Genomic DNA, 12,009 nt, shown 5'->3' with positions numbered 1-12,009 from the left:
GTTTTTTAATCCTGCGCCAGGGTGGCGGTGTATTTTTCGGAAGCATTGCCGTAATCGGTTATGCAGCGCCAGGTGACGCTCGTTCCCTGAGCATTGTCAGGAAGAGGAATGTCAGCGCGGGATTTAGGGGCAACCATGTCGGCTTTCTCCACTTTGCGCGCTCCCAGCGCAAGTGAATCAAAGACGCTGTAGAATGCCCCCTCGTTGATGACAGTGAGCTGCTGACCATGACGCGCGAAGCGCAGGTTTTTGCAGGATTCATAGGGCGTACCGCTCAGTCCGACTGGGCGCCAGAACAGTTTCAGACGCGTTTTATAGATTAACCGCAGGACGTTTTTGTCTCCCTCATCCGTAGCCGTGGCAGGAACGGTTCGTACGTTCATATAGAACAGAGATTCTATATCGCCTGCTAAGGTTGTCCCGTTCCAGGTAATACGCAGGCTTTGCTCTTTTTGCGGATCGAGCCGAAAGAGAGGCGGTGTCACGATAAACGGTCCGTGCGTTTTGCCATCACCTGTATCCGTCCATGACTGTATTAACCATGGAAGCTCTTTATCATTATTTTGTAAGGGCAGGGCAACTTCCTTTTTCGCGGCATCGTAGATTATGCGTGTGCGACCGATCTGAATACCTGCTGCGTGACAAAAGGTGCTTGCAATAACAGGGATGCATAATAAGACCTGGAGTAAAATGCGCATAGTGAAACCTTTAATAAAGGAGGTTGAAGGGAAATGATAATAGTCCGAGTCCGGACTATTATCAGATCATGACTCCTTAAATGTCATGACGCCTAAATATATATATTATGAATATCAGTAATACGATTATTAACGGTAAAGAATATTTACCGTCATATCAGCATCTGCCGGACCGGCGGTAACCGCATCTGCAAATGATTTATAGCGGGCATTAAAATCAGCTTTAATCGTATCTTCGGATTTTGTCGCCAGTTCGATATAGATCTGCCCTTCAGCGCCATCCATCGTGATGAGCTTATCATCTTTACCCGCCGGGCTGACGGCAATGCCGATACCGGTGGCCGCGGTTTCGCCCGTGGTGGTAATTTTACTGACGTCCAGCAGCGTCTTGGTCTTGGTCAGGGTCGTTGGGCCGTTAAAGGTCAGCTGAACAGCCGGAAGCCCAGCGCTTGTTAACGGGCAGTTCGCCAGCGTAATGGAGAACTCCGTAAGTGCGGTCTCCTTCCCAACGGTATTAAACAATGATGTAGGATAGGTACCCAGTGGTATAGTACTGTCCGTGCCGTCGTCACCCTGAATGGTGCAGCTTGATTCGATAATTTCACCCGTGAAGTGAATAGTGCCAGCATTCATTTCTGCGGCGAAACCATTCATCGACAGTGTTGCAAGGGCTAAGCCCGCAATAATATTCTTTTTTAAATCCATCTTAAATGTTCCTTTAAGTAAAAATAATTATCTGGCATGCATTTTGCTTTCTGGTGGAAAGTAAATTATGTCGCGTGAAATTATAACATTTAATTTTCTGCGGGTAAGGGAGTCTCAGGATTAATGTTATACAGATTTATCCATTTTTGGATTTTGTGGGGTAATGATTTATATAATTTTAATGGCTCTGAATTATTGAATTTACATAGTTATATCATTCCTGCAATACTAGGTAGTTAAAATCGACGGTTATGTTAATTTTTTTTCGGGATATTTTAGAGCAAATGTTCTTTAAAACTGCGCTTAATTCATTTTGTAATATGAAACACATCACAAAAGCTGGAGAATGTTCGTTCGAACATTCCTTGCCCTCTTTTCACTCACCCGAATTGCAGAGGGGGGCTTAAACTGGATAAAAAGACCCGGTTATAGGGTTTTTTCTGCCCATTGATGAAAGGCGGTGCTGGCATGATACCCGTGACGTAATGGGCTGAGCATGCACTGTGGCAGAAGAGAACGACGACAAAACGGAAGCCCCCACACCCCACCGACTAGAAAAAGCGCGTGAGGAAGGGCAGATCCCCCGATCCCGAGAATTGACCTCCCTGCTGATCCTTATCGTAGGGGTGTGCATTATCTGGTGGGGCGGGGAGTCGCTCGCCCGCAAGCTGGCGGGAATGTTGTCCACCGGGTTACGTTTTGACCACAGCATGGTCAACGATCCGAATCTGATCCTCAGCCAGATTATTCAGCTTATTAAAGGGGCCATGGTCGCGCTGCTGCCCCTGATAACCGGGGTCGTGCTGGTCGCGCTGGTCTCTCCGGTGATGCTCGGCGGCCTGGTTTTTAGTGCCAAATCGCTGCAACCGAAATTTTCCAAACTGAACCCGCTGCCGGGTATCGCGAAAATGTTCTCTGCGCAGACCGGGGCTGAGCTGCTCAAAGCCGTTCTCAAATCGGTGCTGATGGGCAGTTCCGCGGGGTTTTACCTCTGGTACCACTGGCCGGAAATGATGCGTCTTATCAGCGAATCGCCGCTCACCGCGATGAGCAACGCGCTGAATCTGGTCGGGCTCTGCGCGCTGCTGGTGGTGCTCAGCATTATCCCGATGGTGGGTTTTGACGTGATCTTCCAGCTTTATACCCACTTCAAAAAGCTGCGCATGTCGCGTCAGGATATCCGTGACGAATATAAGCAGATGGAAGGTGACCCGCACGTGAAAGGGCGCATCCGCCAGATGCAGCGTGCCGCCGCCCGTCGCCGGATGATGGACGATGTGCCGAAGGCCGACGTCATCGTCACCAACCCGACACACTATTCCGTTGCGCTGCGCTATGACGAAAACAAAATGAGCGCGCCGAAAGTCGTTGCGAAAGGGGCGGGGCTGATCGCACTGCGTATCCGGGAAATTGGTACTGAAAACCGCGTGCCGATCCTGGAAGCCCCTCCGCTGGCGCGTGCGCTGTACCGCCATGCGGATATCGGACAACAGATCCCGGGACAACTCTACACCGCCGTGGCGGAAGTGCTGGCCTGGGTGTGGCAGTTGAAGCGCTGGCGTCTGGCTGGCGGTCAGCGGCCTGTGAAACCTGAAAACCTTCCGGTGCCTGCCGCGCTGGATTTTATGAACGAGAAGGACACTGATGGCTAATCTGGTGGCAATGTTGCGCCTGCCCGGCAACCTGAAATCGACCCAATGGCAAATCCTTGCCGGGCCGATTCTGATCCTGCTAATTCTGTCGATGATGGTACTGCCGCTCCCGGCATTCATCCTCGATCTGCTTTTCACTTTCAATATTGCGCTGTCCATTATGGTGCTGCTGGTGGCGATGTTCACCCAGCGTACCCTGGAGTTTGCCGCGTTCCCGACCATTCTGCTGTTTACCACCTTGCTCCGACTGGCGTTGAACGTGGCGTCCACGCGTATCATTCTGATGGAAGGTCACACCGGTGCTGCAGCGGCAGGTAAAGTGGTGGAGGCATTCGGCCACTTCCTGGTGGGCGGCAATTTCGCTATCGGTATCGTGGTGTTCGTTATCCTCGTTATCATCAACTTTATGGTTATTACCAAAGGTGCAGGGCGTATCGCGGAAGTGGGCGCGCGTTTTGTGCTGGACGGGATGCCGGGCAAGCAGATGGCGATCGACGCCGACCTGAACGCCGGCCTTATCGCCGAAGATGAAGCCAAAAAACGCCGTTCGGAAGTGACGCAGGAGGCGGACTTCTACGGCTCCATGGACGGTGCGAGCAAGTTTGTGCGCGGTGACGCCATCGCGGGCATTCTGATCATGGTGATTAACGTGGTCGGCGGCCTGCTGGTGGGGGTATTGCAGCACGGGATGGACATGGGGCACGCGGCGGAAAGCTATACGCTGCTGACCATTGGTGACGGTCTGGTTGCGCAGATCCCGGCGCTGGTTATCTCCACGGCGGCGGGCGTGATTGTGACCCGCGTGAGTACCGATCAGGACGTTGGCGAGCAGATGGTGGGCCAGCTCTTCAGCAACCCGCGCGTTATGCTGCTGGCCGCTGCCGTTCTGGGTTTGCTCGGCCTGGTGCCGGGGATGCCAAACCTCGTCTTCCTGCTGTTTACGGCGGGTCTGCTGGGGCTTGCCTGGTGGATGCGTGGCCGTGAAATCAAACCGGCAGCGGAACCTGTTCAGGTAAAAATGCCGGAGAATACCCAGGCCGTCGAAGCGACCTGGAACGACGTTCAGCTGGAAGATACCCTGGGAATGGAAGTGGGCTATCGCCTGATTCCGATGGTCGATTTCCAGCAGGATGGCGAGCTGCTTGGCCGTATCCGCAGTATCCGTAAAAAATTCGCGCAGGATATGGGCTTCCTGCCGCCGGTTGTACACATCCGCGACAATATGGACCTGCCGCCCGCGCGCTACCGCATTCTGATGAAAGGGGTCGAAATTGGCAGCGGTGATGCCTATCCGGGCCGCTGGCTGGCGATTAACCCGGGCACCGCCGCAGGCACGCTGCCGGGCGAGCAAACCATCGATCCGGCCTTTGGCCTGGCCGCTATCTGGATTGAAAGTGCCCTGAAAGAGCAGGCGCAAATCCAGGGCTATACGGTTGTTGAAGCCAGTACCGTGGTGGCGACCCATCTTAATCATCTGATCGGGCAATTTTCGGCAGAGCTGTTTGGCCGTCAGGAAGCGCAGCAGCTGCTTGACCGCGTCACGCAGGAGATGCCGAAGCTGACGGAAGATCTGGTCCCGGGCGTGGTGACTTTAACCACGCTGCACAAGGTGCTGCAAAACCTGCTCGAAGAGAAAGTGCCGATCCGCGATATGCGCACCATTCTCGAAACCCTTGCCGAGCATGCGCCGATACAAAGCGATCCGCACGAGCTGACGGCGGTGGTACGCGTGGCGCTGGGTCGTGCGATCACCCAGCAGTGGTTCCCGGGAACCGGAGAGGTGCAGGTCATTGGCCTCGATACGCCGCTTGAACGCCTGCTGCTGCAGGCCCTGCAGGGCGGGGGCGGCCTGGAGCCGGGCCTGGCGGACCGTCTGCTGGCGCAAACGCAGGAGGCGCTGGCGCGCCAGGAGATGCTGGGCGCGCCGCCGGTGCTGCTGGTGAACCATGCGCTGCGTCCGCTGCTGTCGCGCTTCCTGCGTCGTAGCCTGAACCAGCTGGTCGTGCTGTCGAATATGGAGCTGTCGGATAACCGTCACATCCGCATGACCGCGACGATCGGAGGAAAATAATGCGTAAATGGCTCTGGATTTTGTTCTTCCCGCTGGCGGCGCACGCTGCCGGGGAAGGCACCTGGCAGGCAAGCAGCATGGGAGTGACCCTCAGCAACCGGGGCGTTGCTATGTCATCTAACCCGCTGTCGCCTTCTGAAGGCGTTTCCGGTCAGATGGGCCTTGTGGTCTGGAATTACCGGCTGATTGGCCCAACGCCCGCAGGGCTGCGGGTGCGCCTCTGTTCTCAGACGCGCTGCACGGAAATCGATGGCGAAAATGGCACGACACAGGCGTTCAACGGCGTACCGGCCATTGAACCTTTGCGTTTCATCTGGGAAGTGCCGGGCGGGGGACGTTTAATCCCGGCGCTGAAAGTACAGAGTAATTCTGTCATCGTGAACTACCGCTAACACCCTGCCTTTCACCAGCCATCAGCAATTTTGATGGCTGGCTCTCAAAACTGACCTCACCTTTTGATCAAATAGAAACGCTGTTTTATAAATCAGTGACGCGCGTGACGGTACTCTTTGCATTATTGCCATTGACCCTCTTAGGGATGGCAGAAACAGAAAGGTATCAACCGGTCGATGCATTTACTGTAGCCGTCTAAAAGCTCCCGGAAGATGCTTGCTTGCAGGGAGTCTCCCAAAACTGATTAGGGGTGACGGCAATGAGAACACGTAAAATTGGGCTCGCAAATTATCTCGCTTACGGGTCAGGCGATTTCCTCGGGGCGGGTACCACCGCCCTGACGGCGGCCTGGCTTTTATATTTTTATACCACCTTCTGCGGGCTCTCACCGATCGAAGCAACGTTTATCTTTGCCGCTGCAAGGGTGCTGGATGCCGTCGTTAGCCCGTTAATGGGCTTTTTAACCGATAACTTTGGGACAACCTGGCTCGGTAAGCGCTTCGGCCGTCGTAAGTTTTTTATCCTGCTGGGGATTCCGTGCGTGTTCAGCTACTCGCTGATGTGGGTTGGGGACATGAGCTTCTGGTACTACCTGCTGACCTATCTGGTGTTTGATATTGTCTACACCATGATTCTGGTGCCGTACGAAACGCTGGTACCGGAAATGACCGATGACTTTAAACAGAAAACCAAGTTCTCCGGGGCGCGTATCTCAATGGCGCAGATGTCCGCCATTCTGGCCTCCTTCCTGCCGGGGATCCTGTTAACCCACTTCGGGAAAGAAAACGCGATCTCCTTCTTCTACGCAAGCCTGGTCTTCTCCTTGCTCTGCGCCCTGATGCTAACCTTCGTCTGGTTCTTTACCTGGGAACGCCCGCGCGAAGAGTGGTCAGAAGCGGCGCTGCGTGCTGAAGAAGAGAAGAAGAAGCTGACGCTGGGGCAGAGCCTCAACCGCCTGATCGTTGAGTTAAGCTCCACGCTGCGCATCAAGATTTTCCGTCAGCATCTGGGCATGTACCTTGGCGGCTATATCGCGCAGGACGTGTTTAATGCGGTATTCACCTACTACGTGGTGTTTGTGCTGATGCAGGAAGCGTCAATGGCGTCCAATCTGCTGGGCACGATGGCTATTTTCCAGTTCTTTGCGGTTATCGCCATGATCCCGCTGTGCATCCGTTTCGGGCCTGCACCGTCCTACCGCATGGTCGTGGTGCTGTTTGGTCTGGCGTCTCTCTCTTACGCCATGCTCTATTACGCGGGCCTGAGTGACGTCTACGCTCTGCTGTTGCTGATCTCAGCGGTTGCCGGTCTCGGTCGCGGCGGTATCAACTACGTGCCGTGGAACACCTATACCTACATTGCTGACGTGGATGAAGCGATCACCGGCCAGCGCCGCGAAGGGATCTTCGCGGGCATCATGACCCTGACCCGTAAGGCGTCACAGGCCGGTGCGGTGATGCTGGTGGGTATCGTGATGCAGATGTCCGGCTTTGTCAGCGGTCAGAAAGTACAGCCTGCGGAAGTGAGCCACACCATTTTGACGATCCTGAGCGTGGGCACGATCCTGGTGCTGTTCTGCGGCTTCCTCGTTTCCCTGCGCTTCAGGCTCAATTTGCAGACCCACAGCACGCTGCGCGAGGAGACCGCGAAAATGCGTGAGTGTGGTCATGCGATGCCTGAGTCAGCGACGCCACACGCCCGCGCCACCGTCGAGATGCTGGCCGGTATGCCTTATGAGTCACTGTGGGGCAATAACAACATCGGTTATCTGAATCGCAATAAGCCAGCGGCACCCTCGCTGAAGGATCGCGCGGTACTGAATTCGACATACAACAGAGGTTAAGATGATGAAAGTTTGGCCTGTCAAACATAGCCCGTTATTACGTCAGCCCGAGCGCTTTATCGCCCGGGACGAACTGAAATCGCTGATTCAAAAGGTGACGCATAGCCTGGTCAATATCCACGACAAAACGGGTGAATTTTTGCTGCGGCTGGACGACGGGCGCGTGATCGACACTAAAGGCTGGGCCGGATGGGAGTGGACGCACGGCGTTGGCCTGTACGGTATCTGGCAATATTACTGCCAGACCGGCGATGAAGGTATGCGAGACATCATCGACAGCTGGTTTGCCGACCGCTTTGCGGAAGGCGCGACCACCAAAAACGTGAATACCATGTCGCCGTTCCTGACGCTGGCTTATCGCTACGAAGAGACCAAAAATCAGGCCTGGCGGCCGTGGCTGGAAAGCTGGGCGGAATGGGCGATGGCCGAGATGCCGCGTACGGAACACGGCGGGATGCAGCACATCACTCTGGCGGAAGAAAACCATCAACAGATGTGGGATGACACGCTGATGATGACGGTGCTGCCGCTGGCGAAAATCGGCAAGCTGCTCAACAAACCGGAATACGTTGAAGAGACGGTGTATCAGTTCCTGCTGCACGTGCAGAACCTGATGGACCGGGAGACCGGGCTGTGGTTCCACGGCTGGAGCTACGACGGCAACCATAACTTCGCCCGTGCCCGCTGGGCGCGCGGCAACAGCTGGCTCACCATCGCGATCCCGGACTTCCTTGAGCTTGTGGATCTGCCGGAAAACAGCGCCGTGCGCCGCTACCTGGTGCAGGTATTGAATGCGCAGATTGCCGCGCTGGCGAAATATCAGGACGACAGCGGGCTATGGCATACGCTGCTCGACGATCCACATTCTTATCTTGAGGCGTCCGCGACGGCAGGGTTTGCCTACGGCATTCTGAAAGCCGTGCGCAAGCGCTACGTTGGCGCGGAGTATGCCGGAGTGGCAGAAAAAGCGATTCGCGGTATCGTCAAAAATATTTCGCCGGAAGGCGAGCTGTTGCAAACGTCGTTCGGCACGGGCATGGGCAGCGATCTTGAGTTTTATCGCCAGATCCCGCTGACGTCAATGCCGTACGGACAGGCGATGGCGATTCTCTGTTTAACGGAATATTTGCGGAAGTATTTCTGATAAGAAAAAACCCGGCGCTTGCCGGGTTTTTTGTATTACATGCGTTCTACGGTTTCGATACCCAGGGTATCCAGACCCAGCTTCAGGGTCTTCGCCGTGAGCTGCGCCAGCTTCAGGCGGCTGTTGCGGACCGATTCGTTTTCCGCAGACAGAATAGGGCAGTGTTCGTAGAAGCCGGAGAAAAGACCCGCCAGATCGTACAGGTAAGCACACATCACGTGAGGCGTGCCGTCACGCGCGACAACCGTCAGCGTCTCTTCAAACTGCAGCAGGCGCGCCGCCAGCTGTGCTTCACGATCTTCCGTGATGGTCACTGTCGCATTCGCCAGTACGTTTTCATCAATGTTCGCCTTACGGAACACCGAGAGCACGCGGGTGTAGGCATACTGCATGTAAGGCGCCGTGTTGCCTTCAAACGCCAGCATGTTATCCCAGTCGAAGATATAGTCGGTGGTACGGTTCTTGGAGAGATCCGCGTATTTCACCGCACCGATACCCACGGCGTTGGCCAGTTTTTCCAGCTCATCGGCAGACATGTCCGGGTTCTTTTCGGCCACCAGACGGCGGGCGCGTTCCAGCGCTTCGTCCAGCAGGTCGGACAGCTTCACGGTACCGCCCGCACGGGTTTTGAACGGCTTGCCGTCTTTACCCAGCATCATGCCGAACATGTGGTGTTCCAGCGGCACGCAATCCGGCACGTAACCGGCTTTACGCACGATGGTCCACGCCTGCATCAGGTGCTGGTGCTGACGGGAGTCGATGTAGTACAGCACGCGGTCAGCATGCAGCGTCTCGTAACGGTATTTCGCACAGGCGATGTCAGTGGTGGTGTAGAGGTAGCCGCCATCCTTTTTCTGGATGATCACGCCCATCGGTTCGCCTTCCTTGTTTTTATACTCATCAAGGAACACCACCGTTGCGCCTTCGCTCTCTACCGCCAGGTTTTTGGCTTTCAGGTCAGCCACAATGCCGGGCAGCATTGGGTTATAGAGGCTTTCACCCATCACGTCGTCACGGGTCAGGGTGACGTTCAGACGGTTATAGGTCAGCTGGTTCTGAGACATGGTGATGTCGACCAGCTTGCGCCACATCTCGAGGAAGTATTGGTCGCCGCCCTGCAGTTTTACCACATAGCTGCGCGCGCGCTCGGCAAAGGCTTCGTCTTCGTCGTAGTGTTTTTTGGCTTCGCGGTAGAACCCTTCCAGGTCCGCCAGCGCCATTTCACCCGCATTTTCCTGCTGCTGTTTTTCCAGGTAAGCAATCAGCATGCCGAACTGGGTACCCCAGTCGCCCACGTGGTTCGCGCGGATCACCTTGTGACCGAGGAACTCGAGCGTGCGCACCGCGGCATCACCGATGATAGTGGAGCGCAGGTGGCCAACGTGCATCTCTTTCGCCACGTTCGGCGCAGAGTAGTCGATCACGACGGTCTGCGCCTCCGGCTGGGAAACGCCCAGACGGTCAGATTTCAGCGCCGCGTCAACGTGGCTTGCCAGGAATGCAGGCTCAAGGAAGATGTTGATAAAGCCCGGACCGGCGATTTCGGTTTTGCTGGCAATGCCGGAAAGATCCAGATGCGTCAGTACCTGCTCAGCGAGCTGTCGCGGCGGCATGCCCAGTTTTTTAGCCACTGCCATCACGCCATTAGCCTGATAGTCGCCAAACTGTACTTTTGCTGACTGACGAACCTGCGGTTCGCAATCCGCAGGTGCGCCTGCGGCAATCAGTGCCTGACTGACTTTTTCGGAGAGAAGAGCCTGAATATTCACCTGGATACCTTACGTTTTTGATGCGGGCTTACAACCGCCCGCGCCAGTTAAAGAATTTAGGGCGGGAGTATACTGCAAATGCCCTCTGGCGTCAGCATTGCGGGGCCTGAAGATTGCTCAGAATCCAGGCGGTGAAGGTGTGCATAATCATGCAGTCGCAAAAAGCCGGATTCTGCGGTTGGTCAAAACAGGGCAACAGAGTAAATTAGCGGCTTTGCGACATGAAAAGAGAGTGACTTATGGCGAACTGGCAATCCATTGACGAACTGCATGATATTTCCGCAGATTTACCGCGCTTCACCCAGGCGTTCACAGAACTTGCCACCCGTCTTGGTCTGGATATCGCGCCGCTTGAGGCCGATCACATCTCTTTGCGCTGTCATCAGAATGCCACGGCCGAGCGCTGGCGTCGCGGGTTCGAACGGTGCGGCGAGTTGCTCTCCGAGAACATCATCAATGGTCGCCCCATTTGCCTGTTCAAACTGCATGAACCGGTGAACGTGGCGCACTGGCAATTCAGCGTGGTTGAGCTGCCGTGGCCGGGCGAGAAACGCTATCCGCACGAAGGCTGGGAGCATATCGAAATAGTCCTGCCGGGTGAGCCGGAAACGTTGAACGCGCGCGCGCTGGCCCTCCTTTCCGACGAAGGCTTAAGCAAGCCGGGGATTTTTGTGAAGACGAGTTCACCCAAAGGCGAGCGCGAGCGGTTACCTAACCCGACGCTGGCCGTCACTGACGGACAGGTCACGGTGAAGTTTCATCCGTGGACCATTGAGCAGATCGTTGCCAGCGAAGCGTAAGAGATGTGAATTCACGCCGGGACTGAAAACGGACGGTGTGTCATGATGTTTCGTTTAGTGGAATTTCAGGAGGATTAAATGGCGCTGCTGGAGATTTGTTGTTACAGCGTGGAGTGTGCCGTGACCGCGCAAAAGCACGGGGCTGACCGCATTGAACTGTGTGCGGCACCCAAAGAGGGCGGGCTGACGCCGTCTTATGGCGTGTTGAGGTCTGCCCGTCAGGCCGTCACCATTCCCGTTCACCCGATTATTCGTCCGCGCGGCGGTGATTTTTGTTACACGGCGGGCGAGTTCAGTGCCATGCTTGATGATATCGCACTCGTTCGGGACCTGGGGTTTCCGGGGCTGGTGACCGGCCTGCTGAATGAAGACGGCAACATCGATATACCGCGCATGCGTCAGATTATGAGCGCCGCGCAGGGGCTGGCCGTCACTTTTCATCGCGCATTTGATATGTGTAAAGATCCGCTTCAGGCCTTTGAAACGCTTGGAGAACTTGGCGTGGCGCGCATCCTGACATCGGGTCAGCAGGCGTCAGCTGAAAAAGGACTGCAATTAATTACGGAACTAAAAGCACATTCCGGTGTTCCAATAATAATGGCGGGTGCGGGAGTCCGCGCCAGCAATCTGGAACGGTTTTTAAACGCAGGGGTAGAAGAGCTGCACAGCTCCGCGGGTAAATGGATACCTTCGCCCATGCGTTATCGCAATACAGGATTGTCAATGTCGACGGATGCTGAAGCGGATGAGTATTCACGCTATGGCGTAGAGGGAGAGTCGGTTGCGGAAATGAAGTCGCTGATTGAGCGCCATCACGTGTAGCAACGTACCGATTTTTACCGCGCATCATGTCGCCCAATATGATGCTTGCTTGTACCAGGCCCCTGCAATTTCAACAGGGGCCTTTTTTTATCCCCTCACCCTAACCCTCTCC

At 55.3% G+C, this 12,009-nt stretch carries 10 protein-coding genes; 7 read left to right on the top strand and 3 right to left on the bottom strand.

The features are described from left to right. Positions 1–5 precede the first annotated feature (5 nt). A complete protein-coding gene (locus tag LBF07_RS02310; protein WP_094935643.1) occupies positions 6–698 on the bottom strand; it encodes a molecular chaperone in 693 nt (230 codons plus the stop codon). 129 nt (positions 699–827) lie between these two features. Then, positions 828–1,403, bottom strand: coding sequence for a fimbrial protein (locus LBF07_RS02305; RefSeq protein ID WP_094935603.1), 576 nt, complete (start codon positions 1,401–1,403; stop codon positions 828–830). A gap of 503 nt (positions 1,404–1,906) precedes the next feature. Here LBF07_RS02305 and flhB point away from each other — a divergent pair. The 5 genes from flhB (at position 1,907) to LBF07_RS02280 (ending at position 8,506) form a co-directional block, all read left to right on the top strand. Next, positions 1,907–3,055, top strand: coding sequence for a flagellar biosynthesis protein FlhB (gene flhB / locus LBF07_RS02300; protein ID WP_094935602.1), 1,149 nt, complete (start codon positions 1,907–1,909; stop codon positions 3,053–3,055). Next, the gene (gene flhA / locus LBF07_RS02295; RefSeq protein ID WP_094935601.1) at positions 3,048–5,126 is read left to right on the top strand and encodes a flagellar biosynthesis protein FlhA; all 2,079 of its coding nucleotides are present in this window, start codon (positions 3,048–3,050) and stop codon (positions 5,124–5,126) included. The genes flhB and flhA overlap by 8 nt, the downstream gene beginning before the upstream one ends. Next, entirely contained in the window at positions 5,126–5,518 is a 393-nt protein-coding gene (locus LBF07_RS02290; protein ID WP_033145861.1) for a flagellar protein FlhE, read from the top strand. Before flhA ends, LBF07_RS02290 begins: the two co-directional genes overlap by 1 nt. A gap of 260 nt (positions 5,519–5,778) precedes the next feature. Then, on the top strand, positions 5,779–7,362 hold the full coding sequence (locus LBF07_RS02285; protein WP_039263661.1) for an MFS transporter: 1,584 nt from the start codon (positions 5,779–5,781) through the stop codon (positions 7,360–7,362). A gap of 4 nt (positions 7,363–7,366) precedes the next feature. Beyond that, entirely contained in the window at positions 7,367–8,506 is a 1,140-nt protein-coding gene (locus LBF07_RS02280; protein ID WP_094935605.1) for a glycoside hydrolase family 105 protein, read from the top strand. A gap of 35 nt (positions 8,507–8,541) precedes the next feature. On the opposite strand, the gene argS is transcribed toward LBF07_RS02280, so the two are convergent. Continuing rightward, positions 8,542–10,275: an arginine--tRNA ligase gene (gene argS, locus LBF07_RS02275; protein ID WP_033145858.1), complete on the bottom strand. Its 1,734-nt coding sequence runs from the start codon at positions 10,273–10,275 to the stop codon at positions 8,542–8,544. A gap of 239 nt (positions 10,276–10,514) precedes the next feature. On the opposite strand from argS, the gene LBF07_RS02270 reads away from it, so the two are divergent. Both LBF07_RS02270 and cutC read left to right on the top strand, forming a co-directional pair. Continuing rightward, the gene (locus LBF07_RS02270) at positions 10,515–11,075 is read left to right on the top strand and encodes a VOC family protein (protein WP_033145857.1); all 561 of its coding nucleotides are present in this window, start codon (positions 10,515–10,517) and stop codon (positions 11,073–11,075) included. 78 nt (positions 11,076–11,153) lie between these two features. Then, positions 11,154–11,897 carry a copper homeostasis protein CutC gene (gene cutC / locus LBF07_RS02265; protein WP_094935600.1) on the top strand — a complete coding sequence of 248 codons (744 nt, stop codon included), beginning with the start codon at positions 11,154–11,156 and terminating at the stop codon, positions 11,895–11,897. The last annotated feature ends 112 nt before the right edge of the window (positions 11,898–12,009 follow it).

This window comes from Enterobacter cloacae complex sp. ECL352, from assembly GCF_020149545.1.
GTDB lineage: Bacteria > Pseudomonadota > Gammaproteobacteria > Enterobacterales > Enterobacteriaceae > Enterobacter > Enterobacter asburiae_B.
Note: the sequence above shows the minus strand (reverse complement) of the source record. Positions and strands in the feature narration are given on the sequence as shown.

Bases quoted from the DNA above. Each gene is read 5' to 3' on its own strand.
- LBF07_RS02310 (WP_094935643.1), bottom strand. From the start codon at position 698: ATGCGCATTTTACTCCAGGTCTTATTATGCATCCCTGTTATTGCAAGC.
- LBF07_RS02305 (WP_094935603.1), bottom strand. From the start codon at position 1,403: ATGGATTTAAAAAAGAATATTATTGCGGGCTTAGCCCTTGCAACACTG.
- flhA (WP_094935601.1), top strand. From the start codon at position 3,048: ATGGCTAATCTGGTGGCAATGTTGCGCCTGCCCGGCAACCTGAAATCG.
- LBF07_RS02290 (WP_033145861.1), top strand. From the start codon at position 5,126: ATGCGTAAATGGCTCTGGATTTTGTTCTTCCCGCTGGCGGCGCACGCT.
- LBF07_RS02285 (WP_039263661.1), top strand. From the start codon at position 5,779: ATGAGAACACGTAAAATTGGGCTCGCAAATTATCTCGCTTACGGGTCA.
- LBF07_RS02280 (WP_094935605.1), top strand. From the start codon at position 7,367: ATGAAAGTTTGGCCTGTCAAACATAGCCCGTTATTACGTCAGCCCGAG.
- LBF07_RS02270 (WP_033145857.1), top strand. From the start codon at position 10,515: ATGGCGAACTGGCAATCCATTGACGAACTGCATGATATTTCCGCAGAT.
- cutC (WP_094935600.1), top strand. From the start codon at position 11,154: ATGGCGCTGCTGGAGATTTGTTGTTACAGCGTGGAGTGTGCCGTGACC.